The organism is Streptomyces sp. MMG1121 (assembly GCF_001280015.1).
Lineage (GTDB): Bacteria > Actinomycetota > Actinomycetes > Streptomycetales > Streptomycetaceae > Streptomyces.
In genome coordinates this window covers 53,207-68,420 of record NZ_LGDV01000051.1, presented here as the reverse complement: position 1 = coordinate 68,420, position 15,214 = coordinate 53,207, and the positions used below count along the sequence as shown (strand labels likewise).

Genomic DNA, 15,214 nt, shown 5'->3' with positions numbered 1-15,214 from the left:
CTGGTGCACACCCAGCGTGTGACGCGCCGAAGGCGCACTCCGCGCGCCACATCGGGGGCGCGCGAGGAAGCATGCGGTCGTCCACAGACCGTTATCCACAGGCCTGTTGTTCGAGCCGCCGAGCATGCATGATCAGTTCCGCACTGATCGTGTGCGGCACGAGGCCGGGACAACGGGTGGGGTCGGTATGCAACGTCGATGGGTCAAGGTCCTGGCGATCACGGTCGTCGTCCTGGCCGTTCTGTTCACGGTCGCGGACCGCGTGTCCGTGCACTACGCGGACAAGGAGGCGGCGCGGCTCGTCAAGGAGAAGTACGGCTACGCCAACACCACCGACAGCCACGTGGACGTGTCCATCCAGGGTTTCCCGTTCCTGACGCAGGTGCTGGGCGAGAGCTTCGGCCACGTCAAGCTCACGGCCGGGCAGTTCACCCTCGACACCACGACCAACGCGCAGGGCGGCTACCTGCACGTCAAGCAGTTCGATCTCGACCTGCACGACGTGGAGGTGACTTCCCTGACGGCCCGCAGCGCCGAGGCGAACCTCGCCACCGGCACACTGACGCTGTCGTACGACGAACTGTCCGGCGTGGTGACGCGGTTGGCCGGCAGCGGCGGCTCCGTACGCGTGTCCCAGGCGCCGGGGTCGGCGGAACAGGCCGCGAAGGTCAGGGTCACGGGCATGGTCGGCGGAAGGAACGTGGACGGCACGGGCACGCTCCTCGCCCAGGGCGACGAGCTCACGCTGACCGTGGCCGGAGCCCAGCGGGCCGCGACCGCATGGCGAGTCCCCCTCCCCTACGGCGTCGGCTTCACCGCGGCACGCGCGACCTCGGACGGCGTCGAGATCAGCATGGTCGGCCACCAGGTCACCCTGGGCAGCACACGCTTCGAGAGATGAGCACCGGCCACGCCGCATCGCCGGTGCACGGCAACGTCCGCACCCCATCGCCGCCGCCGCGAACCCCTGTCCGTCCGCGGCGGTACGGAGCGAAGGCGGACGGATGAGCCGCCTCAGCCACTCAGTGATCGTCGAACCCGTGCCCCGCGCCTGGTTCGAGCGGGCTCTCCCGGTGCTCTTCGAGGTGGTGCGCGAGACATGCGCCGAGGACGGACGGGTCCTGCTTCCCGACGGACGGGCGGTGACCGGTGTGCGCCTGGTGAAGGGACGCCATCTGTCACCGGGGGCGGTGTACGAGTCCGAGGAGGGCCAGGACCTCGAAGGGCAGCAGGAGCCGACTCGGCTGACCGTGCGGGAAGGGGGAGGCGCACCGGTACTGCGGGTGGAGCACGGCCCCGGAGACGACGGCATGGTCACCGTCCTGGAAGGCACACTGCGCACCGTCGAGCGGCCGGCCACCGCCGAACTGAAATGGTCCGTACGGCCCCTCGCCGGCCGCAAGGCGCTGCTGCGCGCGCACGGCGGTGCCCGGGTGGACCTGCGTGCGTGGTGGCAGGCGGCCGACGGACGACGGCCTTCCCGTCCCCCCTTCGAGGCCCGCCTCGAGCACCGGTTCGCTACGGCCACGCTACGAGCGACACCCCGGCCGCACGGCGACGCCCAGTGGGAGATACGGCTGACCGCCTCACTCCACGGCCGCTCGATCCTCCGCCCGGTGGCCGCACTCGGCCTCATGATGTTCCGCAGACCGCTGCGCGAGTGGTTCGCCGACGCCGTGGAGGAGATGGCCCTGGACTGGAACGAGAACGTCCCCGAAGAGGTGACCCGGGACATCGGCCGACTGCGCGAACGCATCCTGGACGCGGCGGCCGCGCCCCGGACACCGTCTCCGCCGTGACGCGCCGACCGGAGATGCCGCTCCTGTGACGCCCCCGCTCCGGCCATACGGTGCCCTCCCGGACGGCTCGGTCTCTGGTATGAGGCGACTCCGCGTCGGGAGCAGGACCGGCTGGACGGCCAAGTGATCGGCCGGCCGGTCCAGGCGCGGCGGCACCGAGGCGTCCGTCCGTCGGCGAGGCTAGTCGCCGGCTCCGAGGGTGCGGGCGGCGGCTGCGGTTCCCTCGATGCGGGCGCGGATCTTGGCGAGGGCCGTGGCGCGTGACGTGGAGGTGTCGTCGGCGAACGGGGCGAAGCCCGCGTCGTCGCAGGTGCCCAGTTGGTCCACGGGGATGTGCCGGGCGGCCTGGAGCACCCGGTCGCGGACCTGCCCGGCAGTCTCGACGGCTGGATCGGTCGGGTCGGTCACGCCGACGAAGACCCTGATGCCGGGCCGGAGCTGGCCGGCGATCACGCGCAGGACGCGGTCCGGGTCGGGCTCGCTCGCCAGTTGCAGATACAAGTTGCCCGCCATGAGCCGGAAGAGCCGGGGCAGCAGCTCGGCGTAGTCCACGTCGAGGCTGTGTGTGGAGGCCTGGTCGGCGCCGGGCCCGCTGTACACGCCGATCCGGGCCCGCTCGTCCTCGGTGAAGCGGGCCAGCACCTGGTTGTTCAGGGCGACGAGATCATCGAGCAGTTGTCCGCTGGGGTCCAGCTTGAGGGACAGCCGGGCCTCGTCGAAGTCGAGCTGGACGACATGCGCGCCCGCGTCCAGGCAGGCGCGGATCTCCGCCTCGGACTCCTCGGCCAGCTGGTGGATGAACTCCTCGCGCGGGTACCCCACGATCCCGCCGGCCGGGTAGAGCAGGCTCAGCGCGGACGGCGCGACGACGGCCTGCTTCACCGGCACATGGGTGTGCTGCCGAGCGGCGCGCAGGTACTGGGCGGCGGACACCTTGTACCGGAAGGGGCCGGACGTCAGGACGGGCAGCTGTCGCTGGTGCCCGTCGGCGAAGGGGATCACCGCGCCGCCGGGGGACAGACCGGGCGTGCCCGCGACGGGGTAGCTGAGGAAGTCGGGCTTGGTCTGCTCGCCGTCGGTGACGACCGGCGACCCGGCAGCCTCCAGCGCTGCGACGGTCTCGCGCACGGCCCGTTCCTGGGCCTCCTTGAGAGCGCCGGCGTCCAGCCGCCCGTCCTGGAACTCGGCCATCGCCCCGAGCAGCTCGGGAGAACGGGGGAGGCTGCCGATGGGTTCGGTGGGGATCATCATGGCCGCAGCCTAGGAAGCACACCGGCACGGACCCGCCCCGAACGCCTCGCGCACCCGCAGGTCCACCCCTTCAGGGAACGGCCGCGCACCGCGTTGACCTCGAACGCCAGTCGCCGTCCGCGCAGAGCCGCGGGCGGACTCGGCTCTTGACCTTGCCCCCGGGGGCAAGGTTTAGCGTTGAGCGAGGTGAATGCATGAAGATCGGTGAACTCGCGCGTCAGGCCGGCGTGACGACGAAAGCAGTGCGGTACTACGAGTCGCTGGGGCTGATCACTCCCGAGCGCCTCGCCAACGGTTACCGGGACTACGCCGAGGACGATGTGCGTCTCGTGCGGGAGATCAGGGCTCTGCACCGGCTGGGGATCCCCGTCGAGCGCACCCGGCCCTTCCTCGAGTGCCTGGCGGCAGGACGCGCGTACGCGGACGACTGCCCCGCCTCGCTGGCGACCTATCGCGAGGCCATCGACGAGCTCACCGGGCGTATCGAGGCCCTGACCGCTCGCCGTACGACACTGATCGCCAGCCTGGACGCCGCCGCCCACCGGGGCAGTGCCGTCGTACCGCCCGGGGAACGCGACCACGCGGGCCGGGACTATCTGACCCTGCCGGCGGACCTGCCCACCCCCGAGGACGACGGCGCGGCGGACCACCTGCCCGGCACACCCGTGCCCCGGCTGGCCTTGCCGGACACGGCAGGCAGGGCGGTCCGGCTGGACGAGCTCGGGCCCCGTCGTGCCGTCGTCTACGTCTATCCCCTCACCGGCCGCCCGGGCACCGACCTGCCGGAGGGCTGGAACTCCATTCCCGGAGCCCGCGGCTGCACGCCCGAGACCTGCGGCTTCCGTGACCACTTCCAGGATCTCCTGGAGGCGGGCGCCGGCCGGGTGTACGGGCTGTCCAGCCAGGACAGCGCCTATCAGAACGAGGTCGTGGAACGCCTCGGGCTGCCCTTCGACATGCTCTCCGATCCCGCCCTCGGCCTGGCCGACGCCCTGGACCTGCCCACGTTCGAGGCCGACGGGACACGGCTGTTCAAACGGCTGACGCTCGTCGTCCGCGACAGCGTGGTCGAGCACGTCTTCTATCCGGTGTTCCCCCCGGACGAACACGCCGAGCAGGTCCTGAACTGGCTCCGTGCGAACCCGCTGTAGATCCTCTGCCCGAAAGGCCCGTCCGTGTACGTCCCCCAGCACTTCCAGCCCGCCGACGCCGATGTCCGCGCACTGCTCAGCCACCTCGGAGCCGCCGACCTGATCACCGTGCCCCGCACGGCCTCCAGGCCACTCTCCTGCCCTTCGAGTACGACCCGGAGGGTGGTGAACACGGTTCGCTGATCGGTCACATGGCGCGCGGGAACGGCCACTGGCGCGAGCCGGTGCAGGGCGAGGCCATGGTGATCGTCCACGGGCCGCAGGCCTATGTCTCGCCCACGTGGTACGCGACGAAGGCCGAGCATCACCGTGTGGTGCCGACCTGGAACTACGTGCTCGCACACGTCTACGGCCAGTTGGTCGTACACGACGATCCGGCCTGGATCACGGCACAGATGCGCCGTCTCACCGACCGCCACGAAGCGGGCACCTGCGAACCGTGGTCCGTCGACCAGGCCCCGGCGAAGTTCCTCGACGGCCAGTTGCGCGCGGTGGTCGGCGTCGAACTGGTCATCAGCCGGATCGAGGCCAAGGCCAAGCTCAGCCAGAACCAGCCGCAGCGCAACGTCGAGGGCGTCATAGCGGGCCTCGAAGCCCGCGGCCGGGGCGACGACGCGGCGGTCGCCGCCGCGGTACGCGCGCACAGCCCGCACACCGACGCACCCTGACCGCGGTGCGAGGACACCCTGCCCCGGGCCGCTGGATGCCGGGCGGGCGGCCGGTGGCGTCGGGGCTCAGTCGGTGCCTGTGCCGCCCGCCGCCGGCTCGCGGACCATGAACACATCCACCGGGTCCTCGGACTCGACCGTGAAACCGTGCCGCTCGTACAGCTCCCGGGCACGGCTGCCCCGCAGCACGTTCAGCCGGACGAGGACACGGTCGCGGTCACAGCGCTCCAGCAGCAGTCGCAGCACGGCCGAGCCGATGCCCCTGCCCTGGAGGTCCGGGCCGAGATAAAAGTGCTCCAGCCGGTGAGCGTCCTGCGCCGGCCGCAGCGCCACACAACCCGCCAGGGCGCCGGACACCTCGATCACCCAGGTGTGCTCCGGGGTGAATCCGGCACGCAATCGCTGTCGCACGCGATGTTCGTCGTAGCGGCCCAGCCGCTCCAGGTCCGCCCTCAGCACCACGGCGCGCAGCTCGGCCACCGCCTCGACATCCGCCGCCGATGCCGGCCGTATCTTCCAGTCCGCCATGATCGCGATGCTATCGGCGCTGTCGGCCGCGTCATCGGCCGCACGGGAACGCCATAACCGCTGGCCCGAACCGGACCGCGCCGTCCGGCCAGGGACAGTGGCCGGCGCCCGGCCGTACGACGAGTTCGGCCTGCGGGAACAGTGCAGTGAGCTCGGCCACCGTGACAGCCGGTCGTTCTCCGCGGCCGTGTGGGCCTGGGGCGCCTCGTACCAGCGACCGCGGGAGGAGGGTGGGACGGCCCGGATGTTCCGCCTGGGGGGCACACCATGGGCTTGCCGTCGCCGGAGACCTCCGCGGCCCCGCTCACAGCGTTTTCCCCGGGGCAGGATCGGTATGAAGACATGAACGGTCCTTGTGACACATCTTGTCGGCACGCAACGCACAGGCTTCACTCAGCAGAAAACCGGCCGACCCACCCGTATCATCCAGGTGTTGTGCGCCCCCGAAGCGCAACTCCCGCTCCCCGCCTGCCACCGTCGGCCGCGAGGGGCGGCACATCACCGTCACGAGCGGAGGAACAGATGTCTGAAAGCACCACACCCGTTACCGAGTTGACCTCGCACTACGTCAGCCAGGTGTCCAACGACCTCGAGCGCAACACCAAGGAGCAGGAGCGCATCACGGCCGAAATCGCCGCGCTGGAGGAGCAGTTGGCGGCTCTGCAGCACGATCACGGCGTTCTCGTGAGCATGCGGCAGGCGCTCGGTCTCGCGGCCCCGACCAGCACACGCGCCACCGCCGACACGGCCGTGGTGCCCGCCCCGCGCAAGAAGAGCAGCGCGCCCCACGCGGGTCAGGCACCGAAGAAGGCGAGCGCGCCGGAGCCCGAGGCGAAGAAGGGGGCCGCCAAGAAGCCCGTGGCGAAGAAGCCCGTGGCGAAGAAGGCGGCCCCGCAGACGGCTCAGCCCACTCTCGTCGAGCTCGTCCGGGGCCACCTGGCGGAGCAGAAGGAGCCCCGCTCCGCGGCGGAGGTCGCCGAGGCGCTCGGCAAGGCACATCCCGCGCGGGAGATCCAGACGAAGGTCATCCGCACCACGCTGGAGAACCTCGTCGCCAGGAACAGCGCCCAGCGCACCAAGCAGGGCACGTCCGTCTTCTACACCGTTCCCGCCCCCGCTGAGCCGGCGGCGAACGAGCCGGGAACCGGGTCGGACGCCGCCGAGTAGGCCGTGGCCCCAGCACTGCCGTGCTGACCGTGCCGCCCGGGCGCCGAAGGAGTGTCCTCGGCCGCTCGGGACCCGGTCCCGTTCGGCGCCGGCGGGTGTCGCCGTGTCCCGGGCGGGTCCGGCACCTGCGCGCGCAACCGCCGCCATGCGCGGGGTCAATGGCCGTACGCCCCGTGGAACACCCGGCTGAAGTGGGACGGGTTCACGGAACACCCGCGCCCGCCCACCGCCGCCGCGTTGGGCACCGCGGTGCCGCCACGGGCGATTTCCCGCGCGCATTCCCGGAGTCCGCGGCGCTGGACGAGCCGGGCGACGGGGGTTGCCTCGTCCTCGAAGAGGCGGTGCAGGTACCGGACGGAGATGTGGTGTGCCGCGGCCACGGTCTCCGGGCTCGGCTTCGGGGCCTCGAGGTGGCGGTCGATGTGCTCCCGGCTGCGCAGCACCAGGTGTTCGCGCGCGCCGTCGGGGACGCGGGCCGGGCTCCGCTCCGCCACCAGCGTGCCGAACAGGTCCACCGCACCGACCGCGAGCCGGCCGGCGACGGCCGGTGGGGAGCGGTGCGCCGAGTCGACCCGTGTCTCGACGCCTCACCACGCCCGTCGTTCGTTCGACGTCGTGTGGTTCTGACCCGTGGGGTGGAGACGCCTTCCACCCGTGTTCCACCCGTGTTCCACCCGTGGGTGCGTGCGTCCGGCGCGGCGGTGGGCGACCGTGGATGGTGACATCGCCGAAGGTGAGGAGTGTGCGCGATGGCTCTCCCCAGTCTGTTCGCCTTGCTGGGCATCGTGTGCTGGATCGGGTACGAGGTGCTGTTGCGCCGCAGAAAGGACGCGGAGACCGGTTCCTGGCAGTCCGACGACCGCGACCGGGGTTCGACCGTGCTGCTGATCGTCGGCTATGTGGCCGCGGGAGTGGTCAACGCGGTCTTCGGGGTCACGTCGACGGGTCAACTGTCCATAGCGGTGCGCTGGTTCGGCATCGCGGTCCTGGTCGGCGGGCTGGCGCTGCGTGCCTGGGGCATGCGCACCCTGGCTCAGTACTACACACGTACGCTGCGCACGGTCGACGATCAGCGCGTGGTCCAGGAGGGCCCGTACCGGCTGATACGCCACCCCGGTTACTGCGGCAGCCTGCTGGTGTGGATCGGGTACTCGCTGGGCCTGGGCAGCTGGCCCGCCACCCTGCTCGTGGCCGCGTTGCTGACGGCAGCCTATCTGTGGCGGATCGGTGCGGAGGAGCGGCTGCTGACAGCGGCGTTCGGCCCGGCGTACGCGGACTATCGCGGGCGGACGAAGCGCCTCGTGCCCTTCCTGTTCTGACAGTCCCCATCCTGTTCCGGCAGTTCCCACTCTGCTCTGACCGTCCCCACGCGGTGATGCCCGCCCACGGCCGGCTGTCGGCGCTTCCCGTCAGGTCGAGGTCCGTTCGCCGCCAGCACGTCCCGGGCGCCGTCGGTGGAATGGACACATGACTTCACGAGCACCCCTGAACGGCAGGACAGCACTGGTCACCGGCGGCAGCCGCGGCATCGGTGCGGCGACGGCACGGCGACTGGCGCAGGAGGGCGCGGACGTGGCCGTGACCTATGTGCACGGCAAGGAGGCGGCGGCGGAGGTGGTGCGGGACGTCGAGGCACTCGGACGGCGGGCGGTCGCCCTGCGGGCAGACGCGGCGCACGCGCAGGAGGCGGCGGGCGCGGTGCACCGGGCGGCGGAGGCACTCGGGAGCCTCGACGTGCTGGTGAACAACGCGGCCGTCGCACTGATGCAGCCGCTGGAGGACATGTCGCTCGCCGACGTGGACCGGATCATCGCCGTGAACATCCGCGGGATGTTCCTCGCCTCCCAGGCCGCTGCCGGGCTCATGGGGGTCGGCGGGCGGATCATCACCGTCGGCAGCTGCATCACGCAGCACGTCCCAGGGCCCGGGGCCACCCTGTACACGATGAGCAAGTCGGCCGTCGTAGGGCTGACGAAGGCGCTGGCCCGGGAGTTGGGCGGGCGCGGGATCACCGCGAACATCGTCCACCCGGGTCCGACCGACACCGACATGAACCCCGCCGACGGGCCCTTCGCGTCTGGTCAGGCGGCGATGACGGCACTGGGCCGCTTCGGCACGGCCGAGGAGGTGGCGTCCGCGGTCGCCTATCTCGCGGGACCGGAGGCGGTGTATGTGACGGGCACGGAGCTGTCGGTGGACGGCGGCCACGCTGCATGAGCGGGTGGGGCGCACCAGGCTGCCGAGCCGGTGCGCCCCGCCGTCGGGGTGCACGAAATAGGCGTCGGCGGAGCCGTCGTGGGTGGGGCTGCCGAGGGTCGTTCCGTGTACGGCGGTCATGCGGACCTCTCTGGACGAACGACTGGTCAGGTCGCGCTGTTCGCATCACGCGGTCCGCACGGGCCGGGCAGGCTCCCGCACGGAACCCACTTGCTTGGAGCGCACTTGAACGATCTAGCGTGGTCCGCATGACGGTGATCGACAGCAGCCCCGCGCAGTCCGCGTCCGTGGAGATCTGCGCGGAGCCCGGGCCGGTGCGGCCTGAGCCCGACGGCCGGGGGCGGTACACGATCCGCGAGGTCGCGGCGTTCACCGGGCTGCGGGCGCACACGCTGCGCTGGTACGAGCAGATCGGGCTGCTGGCGCAGGTGGAGCGGTCGCACGCCGGACAGCGGCGGTTCGACGACCGGGATGTGGAGTGGCTCTCGTGCGTGACCAAACTGCGGCTGACCGGGATGCCGGTCGCCGATATGGTGCGCTTCGCGGAGCTGGTCCGCCGGGGAGCGGAGACCTTCGTGGAGCGGCAGCGGATGCTGGAGCAGACCCGGCGCGAAGTCCTCGCGCGTATCGCGGAGTTGCACGACACCCTGACCGTACTCGACGCCGAGATCGATTCTTACGCGGACGCCCGGCGGGCGTCGGAAAGGGCCTGAGCGCCATCATGGGCAACACCATCGAACAGATCCACAAGGTCGAACTGGGCACCGGCGGCCCCCTCGTCGGCGTCCAGGGCTTCGGGGCCATGGGCATCAGCGCCGCCTACGGACAGACCGACGACGCGGCGGCCCGCGACACCCTGGAGGCCACCGTCGAAGCGGGCGTGACCCTCATCGACACCGCGGACATGTACGGCGTCGGCGCCAATGAGGAGTTCCTCGCGCCGTTCGTGGCCGCGCACCGCGACACCCTCACCGTGGCCACCAAGTTCGGGATCGAGTACCGGGCCGACGACCCCGCGTACCGGGCCATCCGCAACGATCCCGCCTACATCAGGCAGGCCGCCGAGGCGAGCCTGCGGCGCCTGGACGTCGAGGTCATCGACCTGTACTACATGCACCGCCGCGACCCCGCCGTCCCGCTCGCCGAGTCGGTCGGCGCCATGGCCGAACTGGTGCGGGAGGGCAAGGTCAGGCACCTGGGCCTGAGCGAGGTGACCGGTGCCGAGTTGCGCGAGGCGCACGCCGTGCACCCGATCACCGCGGTGCAGTCGGAGTGGTCGCTGTTCAGCCGGGACGTCGAGCACAGCGTGGTGGGGGCGGCCGCCGACCTGGGCGTCGCCTTCGTACCGTACTCACCGCTCGGCCGGGGCTTTTTGACCGGTGCCTTCTCCGACGCGAGCAAGGAGTTGTCCGGCGGGGACTTCCGGCAGCAGATGCCGCGGTTCAGCGGCGACAACGCGAAGGCGAACACGGCGCTGCTCGCCCCGCTGCACCGGATCGCGGCCGAGCACGGGGCCAGTGCCGCACAGATCGCGCTGGCCTGGGTGCAGCAGCGGGCGCAGGTGCACGGTCTGACCGTGGTGCCGATTCCCGGGACCCGTAAGCGCGGCCGCCTGCTCGAGAACGCGGGGGCCACCCGGATCACGCTGAGCGCACAGGAGCTGGCCGCGCTGGAGCCGATCGCGGGCCGGGTGGCGGGCGAGCGCTACGCCGACATGTCCCTCACCTCGGCGGCCCGGGAGTCCTAGGAGTCCGCTCGGTGTCCGGCCGTCAGGCGCGTGTGTCCGGATCCGGCACCGAGGCGTCGGGCGCGCTGGGCCGCCCGGAGCCCGGGATGCCCAGGTGGCGCAGTGCGGCCGCCGCGGCTCCGGCTCCGCACAGACCGTGGGCGCCGGGGCCCGGCGGGGTGGCCGCCGAGCACAGGAAGACTCCGGGTATCCCGGTCGTGTACGGGTCGAGGGCCGGGCGGGGGCCCAGGAGGAGCTGGGGGGTCGTCCTGGCGCCGGTGATGATGTCGCCGCCGGTGAAGTTGGGGTTGGCGGCGGCGAAACCGGCGGGCGGGGTGGCCCTGCGGCCCACGATGCGGTCGCGCACTCCGGGGGCGAACCGCTCCAGTTGGCGCAGGATGGCCTCGGTGGCGTCGGCGTCGTAGCCGTACGGGACGTGGGCGTAGGTGTAGAGGGGGTGGATGTCGCCGGCCGAGCGGGAGGGGTCGGCCAGGTACTGCTGGCCGACCAGGACGAAGGGCCGCTCGGGCATGCGTCCGGCCACCACGTCCTGCTCCGCCCGCGCCACTTCGGCGAGCGGGCCGCCGAGGTGCACGGTGCAGGCCCGTCGCGCGTGCTCGTTGGTCCAGGGCACGCCGCCCTCGACGGCCAGGTCGAGCTTGAAGACGGCGGGGGCGCGGCGGAAGCGGCGGTAGGCGGCCCGCACCCGGGCCGGCAGCCGGTCGCCGTAGAGGGCCGCCACCTGGCCGGGGTCGAGGTCGAGGAGGGTGACGTCGGCGGGCGGCAGTTGGCAGTGGTCGGTGACACAGACACCGGTGTGGACGGTGCCTCCGTGGGCGCGGAGCACACTCTCCATGCTGCGCGCGATCGACTGCGAACCGCCTTCGGCCACGGCCCAGCCGGCCGCGTGGCCCGCGGTGAGGATGCCGAGTCCGATCGCCGAGGTGAACGGGCGCGACAGCGGGCGCAGGGCGTGTGCCGCGACTCCGGCCCACAGGGCCCGCGCCTGCGGGGTGTGGAAGAGGCGGGCGAGGACGGTGGCGGGCAGGGTGGCCGGCAGGCCGAAGCGCGCGAGCAGCAGCGGGTGCGCGGGCAAACGCAGCAGGGGGCCGAGCGCATCGGGTGCCAGGGCGTCCCAGTGCCGTACGGGGAGGGCGAGGAGGGCCCGGTAGCGGTCGCCGTCGGGACCGAGCAGGCGGGCGGTCTCCGCCACGGAACGCAGCAGCACTCCGGCGCTGCCGTCGTCGAGCGGGTGGACGCAGTCGATGTCCGCCAACCGCCAGCGCAGCCCGTGCCGTTCGAGGCCGAGCGCGCGCAGGGCCGGGGAGGCGGGTGCCGTGGGGTGGACGGCCGCGCAGTGGTCGTGCAGCAGGCCAGGCACCAGTGCCTCGAAGCTGCGGGTGCCGCCGCCGGCCTCGTCCGCCGCCTCCAGGACTGTCACGTGCAGCCCCGCCTTGGCGAGGAAGGCCGCGGCGGCGAGCCCGTTGGGCCCGGCGCCGACCACGACCGCGGACGTCATACCGTGCCCCCGAGGTGCCCCGCGCAGGAATCAAGTGGCCGCGGTGATGGTAACCCGGAGGTGCTTCACGAGCGGCCTGCCCGACCCGGATCAGGACTGGGGCCTACGCCCGTGATTGGCGGCGTGCTTGCGTCGCGACTTCTTCTTCCTGCGGCGCTTCGAGGACATGGGAACCTCCTGCCAGGGGAACGACTCGATGTTCGATACGAAAAATATCCGCCTTGGGACTGTTCCTCGCACCTTGGATCAATTCCACCGCCGGGCGAGCAGGGGAGGACGGACCGGACTTCCAGCGCCGAAGGCCCTGACGGGCGATCGGCGCCGGTCGTCGTGGCGAGGGCGGGTCAACCCTCGTAGTCGCTGGGCGGGTACGGGTCCCGGTCCCTGCGTGGGGTGTCGCCGGACCTCGTCCGGCCCTCACCGACCTCGCGGTCGATCTCGGCCTGCGCCTCCTCGTACGGTGCCTCGGGGTTCTCCCGCCGTCCGGTGGGCAGACCCGCTTCCCGCCGGTCCTCCCGCGTGCGCTCGTCGAGTTCCGTCTCGTCCGGCCGGCGCGGCATGCCGCGCCCGTGACCCGTGTCCGGATTTCCCTCGACCTGCTTGTTGGACTTGTGGTGACGCTGCGCCATGGGTCCTCCTCCGTCAGTCGTTGGAGTCCTCGGAGTCGCTGTTCTTCCGCACCGAGCAGTGCAGCGAGTCGTCCACCACGTCGGCGACGATCACGTCCCCGGGTTCGGCCTCGCCGCTCAGCAGCAGGGTGGCGATGCGGTTGTCGAGTTCCGCCTGGATCGTGCGGCGCAGCGGACGGGCGCCGAACTCCGGCTGGTGGCCGTGCGCGATGAGCAGCTTCTTCGCGGACTCCGTGACGTCGAGCCGCATGCCCTGCGCGTGCACCCTGCGCTTGCTCTGGTCCAGCAGATGGTCCACGATCCGGCTCAGGTCGTCCTCGGTCAGACCGTGGAAGATGATGATGTCGTCGATACGGTTGAGGAACTCCGGCAGGAACCTGGTCCGCAGGTCGTCCATCAGCTCGTCCTTCAGCTCGGACACATCGCCCTTGTGGTCGAGGATGCGGTGCGCGCCGATGTTGGACGTCATGATGATGACGCAGTGCCGGAAGTCGACGGTACGGCCCTGGCCGTCGGTCAGCCGTCCGTCGTCGAGGATCTGCAGCAGGGTGTTGAACACGTCGGGGTGTGCCTTCTCCACCTCGTCGAACAGCACCACGCTGTACGGCTGACGGCGCACCTTCTCGGTCAGCTGGCCCGCTTCCTCGTAGCCGACGTATCCGGGAGGGGCACCGACGAGCCGGGCGACGGTGTGCTTCTCCTGGAACTCGCTCATGTCGAAGCGGATCATGCGGTCCTCGTCGCCGAAGAGCAGGGCCGCGAGGGTCTTGGCGAGTTCGGTCTTGCCGACACCGGTGGGGCCCAGGAAGAGGAACGAGCCGACGGGCCGGTTCGGGTCGCCCATGCCCGCGCGGTTGCGTCGTACGGCCTGGGACACGGCGGTCACCGCCTCGTCCTGGCCGACGATCCGGGCGTGCATCTCCTCCTCCAGCTTGAGGAGTTTCTGCTTCTCGCTGGCGGTGAGCTGGGAGACCGGGATGCCCGTGCGACGGGAGACGACGTCCGCGATGTCGGCGGCCGTGACGGACACGACGCCCTCGCGGCGCTCCTCGATCCCGGCGAGTTCGCCCTCCACCTCGGAGATCTGCCGCTTCAGCTCGGAGGCCTTCTCGAAGTCCTCGGCGGAGACGGCCTGTTCGAGTTCCCGGCGAAGCTTGGCGATACGGTCCTCGCGGCTGACCACCTCGGTGGAGCGGCTCGCGCTGCGCAGCCGTACCCGGGCGCCGGCCTGGTCCATCACGTCGATGGCCTTGTCGGGCAGGAAGCGGTCGGTGATGTAGCGGTCGGACATCTCGGCGGCGGCCACCAGCGCCGCGTCGTCGAAGCGGACCTGGTGGTGGGCCTCGTAGGAGTCGCGCAGCCCTTCGAGGATCTGCACGGTCTCCTCGACGGTGGGCTCCGGGACCATCACCGGCTGGAACCGGCGCTCCAACGCCGCGTCCTTCTCGACGTACTTGCGGTACTCGTCGATGGTCGTGGCACCCACCACGTGGAGTTCGCCGCGCGCGAGTGCGGGCTTGAGCATGTTGCCCGCGTCCATGGAGCCCTCGCCCGTGGCTCCGGCGCCGACGACGGTGTGCAGTTCGTCGATGAACAGGATGATCTGGCCCTTGGCGGCCTGGACGTCCTCGATGACCTTCTTCAGCCGCTCCTCGAACTGTCCCCGGTACTGCGCGCCGGCCACCATGCCCGACAGGTCGAGGGAGACGACCCTCTTGTCCTTCAGGGTGTCGGGGACCTCGCCGGCCACGATGCGCTGCGCCAGCCCCTCGACGATGGCGGTCTTGCCGACACCGGGTTCGCCGATCAGGACCGGGTTGTTCTTGGAGCGCCGGGAGAGGATCTCGACGGTCTGCTCGATCTCCGCGGCGCGGCCCACCACCGGGTCGAGCTTGCCCGCCTTGGCCTCTTCGGTGAGGTCCCGGCCGAACTCGTCCAGTGTCGTCGCCGGTTGCTTGCGCTCGGTGGGCAGTGCGTCGCTGCGGGCGGCCTGTTCGGCCATGCCTGCCAGCTTGTCGGTGTCCATGCCCTCGGCACGCAGCAGCTTGGCGGCGCCGGTGTCGCTGTCGCCCAGCAGCGCGCTGAGGATGTGCTCGGGGCCGATGTAGGACACCCCGGCCGCCTGCGACTGGGCGTAGGCGGCGCCGAGCGTGCGCTTGGCCGCGGGGGTGAGGCCCGGCTGGGCGGACGGCTCGCCGGACTCGCGCGGGAGGATCTTGGCGATCTCGGCCGCCAGCGTGTCGGGATCGACGCCCACCTGGGCGAGCAGCCGCCGGGACGAATCGACCTTGGTGGCCGCCCAGAGCAGGTGTTCCGTGTCGAGGTCGCTGGTTCCGTCCTCGACGGCCCGCTGCGCGGCGAGGTTGAGCAGCTCCTGCGACGACTCCGTCAGCAGCCGTCCGATGGGCACGCGCTGCACCGCGGGGGGTGATGACGCCGGTGACATCCCGAAGAACCGGTTGAACAACTCGCTGAAAGGATCCGACGAACCGAAGGGTGCACCGAACGACATCGACATGACAACTCCTGGGCGCGGCGGACCGGTGATCCGCGGGGATC

The 15,214-nt window shown here is 71.4% G+C and carries 15 protein-coding genes; 9 read left to right on the top strand and 6 right to left on the bottom strand.

The window, feature by feature from the left end; genetic code table 11:
• The first annotated feature begins 187 nt into the window (after positions 1–187).
• Together ADK64_RS07020 and ADK64_RS07015 are read left to right on the top strand one after the other, a co-directional pair.
• A complete protein-coding gene (locus ADK64_RS07020) occupies positions 188–901 on the top strand; it encodes a DUF2993 domain-containing protein (RefSeq protein WP_053656154.1) in 714 nt (237 codons plus the stop codon).
• Between the two features lie 103 nt (positions 902–1,004).
• Positions 1,005–1,799, top strand: coding sequence for a hypothetical protein (locus ADK64_RS07015; protein ID WP_159046180.1), 795 nt, complete (start codon positions 1,005–1,007; stop codon positions 1,797–1,799).
• Between the two features lie 180 nt (positions 1,800–1,979).
• Here the strand turns inward: ADK64_RS07015 and ADK64_RS07010 are convergent, their stop codons facing one another.
• The gene (locus ADK64_RS07010; protein WP_053656150.1) at positions 1,980–3,050 is read right to left on the bottom strand and encodes a cobalamin-independent methionine synthase II family protein; all 1,071 of its coding nucleotides are present in this window, start codon (positions 3,048–3,050) and stop codon (positions 1,980–1,982) included.
• A gap of 194 nt (positions 3,051–3,244) precedes the next feature.
• On the opposite strand from ADK64_RS07010, the gene ADK64_RS07005 reads away from it, so the two are divergent.
• Together ADK64_RS07005 and ADK64_RS07000 are read left to right on the top strand one after the other, a co-directional pair.
• A complete protein-coding gene (locus ADK64_RS07005) occupies positions 3,245–4,201 on the top strand; it encodes a MerR family transcriptional regulator (RefSeq protein ID WP_053656148.1) in 957 nt (318 codons plus the stop codon).
• Positions 4,177–4,869, top strand: coding sequence for an FMN-binding negative transcriptional regulator (locus ADK64_RS07000; protein ID WP_199829512.1), 693 nt, complete (start codon positions 4,177–4,179; stop codon positions 4,867–4,869). The genes ADK64_RS07005 and ADK64_RS07000 overlap by 25 nt, the downstream gene beginning before the upstream one ends.
• A gap of 66 nt (positions 4,870–4,935) precedes the next feature.
• On the opposite strand, the gene ADK64_RS06995 is transcribed toward ADK64_RS07000, so the two are convergent.
• Positions 4,936–5,397 carry a GNAT family N-acetyltransferase gene (locus tag ADK64_RS06995; RefSeq protein ID WP_053656146.1) on the bottom strand — a complete coding sequence of 154 codons (462 nt, stop codon included), beginning with the start codon at positions 5,395–5,397 and terminating at the stop codon, positions 4,936–4,938.
• Positions 5,398–5,919: 522 nt separating this feature from the next.
• Between ADK64_RS06995 and ADK64_RS06990 the strand changes: the two genes are divergently transcribed.
• Positions 5,920–6,564, top strand: a complete 645-nt coding sequence (locus tag ADK64_RS06990; RefSeq protein WP_053656144.1) for a hypothetical protein — start codon at positions 5,920–5,922, stop codon at positions 6,562–6,564.
• Between the two features lie 155 nt (positions 6,565–6,719).
• On the opposite strand, the gene ADK64_RS06985 is transcribed toward ADK64_RS06990, so the two are convergent.
• Positions 6,720–7,079 carry a helix-turn-helix domain-containing protein gene (locus ADK64_RS06985; protein WP_053656142.1) on the bottom strand — a complete coding sequence of 120 codons (360 nt, stop codon included), beginning with the start codon at positions 7,077–7,079 and terminating at the stop codon, positions 6,720–6,722.
• A 234-nt stretch (positions 7,080–7,313) separates the two neighbouring features.
• Between ADK64_RS06985 and ADK64_RS06980 the strand changes: the two genes are divergently transcribed.
• The 4 genes from ADK64_RS06980 (at position 7,314) to ADK64_RS06965 (ending at position 10,528) form a co-directional block, all read left to right on the top strand.
• A complete protein-coding gene (locus ADK64_RS06980) occupies positions 7,314–7,883 on the top strand; it encodes a methyltransferase family protein (protein ID WP_053656140.1) in 570 nt (189 codons plus the stop codon).
• 148 nt (positions 7,884–8,031) lie between these two features.
• Positions 8,032–8,781, top strand: a complete 750-nt coding sequence (locus ADK64_RS06975; protein ID WP_053656138.1) for an SDR family oxidoreductase — start codon at positions 8,032–8,034, stop codon at positions 8,779–8,781.
• Between the two features lie 248 nt (positions 8,782–9,029).
• Positions 9,030–9,494: a MerR family transcriptional regulator gene (locus ADK64_RS06970; RefSeq protein ID WP_053656259.1), complete on the top strand. Its 465-nt coding sequence runs from the start codon at positions 9,030–9,032 to the stop codon at positions 9,492–9,494.
• Between the two features lie 8 nt (positions 9,495–9,502).
• Positions 9,503–10,528 (top strand): aldo/keto reductase, encoded by a 1,026-nt coding sequence (locus ADK64_RS06965; protein ID WP_053656136.1) that lies wholly within the window; start codon positions 9,503–9,505, stop codon positions 10,526–10,528.
• 22 nt (positions 10,529–10,550) lie between these two features.
• Here the strand turns inward: ADK64_RS06965 and ADK64_RS06960 are convergent, their stop codons facing one another.
• From ADK64_RS06960 to ADK64_RS06950, 3 genes are all read right to left on the bottom strand, one after another.
• Positions 10,551–12,026, bottom strand: coding sequence for a phytoene desaturase family protein (locus tag ADK64_RS06960; RefSeq protein WP_053656134.1), 1,476 nt, complete (start codon positions 12,024–12,026; stop codon positions 10,551–10,553).
• A gap of 344 nt (positions 12,027–12,370) precedes the next feature.
• Positions 12,371–12,655 carry a hypothetical protein gene (locus tag ADK64_RS06955; RefSeq protein WP_053656132.1) on the bottom strand — a complete coding sequence of 95 codons (285 nt, stop codon included), beginning with the start codon at positions 12,653–12,655 and terminating at the stop codon, positions 12,371–12,373.
• A 13-nt stretch (positions 12,656–12,668) separates the two neighbouring features.
• Entirely contained in the window at positions 12,669–15,173 is a 2,505-nt protein-coding gene (locus ADK64_RS06950; RefSeq protein WP_053656129.1) for an ATP-dependent Clp protease ATP-binding subunit, read from the bottom strand.
• Positions 15,174–15,214 lie beyond the last annotated feature (41 nt).

Bases quoted from the DNA above. Each gene is read 5' to 3' on its own strand.
- ADK64_RS07020 (WP_053656154.1), top strand. From the start codon at position 188: ATGCAACGTCGATGGGTCAAGGTCCTGGCGATCACGGTCGTCGTCCTG.
- ADK64_RS07015 (WP_159046180.1), top strand. From the start codon at position 1,005: ATGAGCCGCCTCAGCCACTCAGTGATCGTCGAACCCGTGCCCCGCGCC.
- ADK64_RS07010 (WP_053656150.1), bottom strand. From the start codon at position 3,050: ATGATGATCCCCACCGAACCCATCGGCAGCCTCCCCCGTTCTCCCGAG.
- ADK64_RS07005 (WP_053656148.1), top strand. From the start codon at position 3,245: ATGAAGATCGGTGAACTCGCGCGTCAGGCCGGCGTGACGACGAAAGCA.
- ADK64_RS06995 (WP_053656146.1), bottom strand. From the start codon at position 5,397: ATGGCGGACTGGAAGATACGGCCGGCATCGGCGGCGGATGTCGAGGCG.
- ADK64_RS06990 (WP_053656144.1), top strand. From the start codon at position 5,920: ATGTCTGAAAGCACCACACCCGTTACCGAGTTGACCTCGCACTACGTC.
- ADK64_RS06980 (WP_053656140.1), top strand. From the start codon at position 7,314: ATGGCTCTCCCCAGTCTGTTCGCCTTGCTGGGCATCGTGTGCTGGATC.
- ADK64_RS06975 (WP_053656138.1), top strand. From the start codon at position 8,032: ATGACTTCACGAGCACCCCTGAACGGCAGGACAGCACTGGTCACCGGC.
- ADK64_RS06970 (WP_053656259.1), top strand. From the start codon at position 9,030: ATGACGGTGATCGACAGCAGCCCCGCGCAGTCCGCGTCCGTGGAGATC.
- ADK64_RS06965 (WP_053656136.1), top strand. From the start codon at position 9,503: ATGGGCAACACCATCGAACAGATCCACAAGGTCGAACTGGGCACCGGC.
- ADK64_RS06960 (WP_053656134.1), bottom strand. From the start codon at position 12,026: ATGACGTCCGCGGTCGTGGTCGGCGCCGGGCCCAACGGGCTCGCCGCC.
- ADK64_RS06955 (WP_053656132.1), bottom strand. From the start codon at position 12,655: ATGGCGCAGCGTCACCACAAGTCCAACAAGCAGGTCGAGGGAAATCCG.
- ADK64_RS06950 (WP_053656129.1), bottom strand. From the start codon at position 15,173: ATGTCGATGTCGTTCGGTGCACCCTTCGGTTCGTCGGATCCTTTCAGC.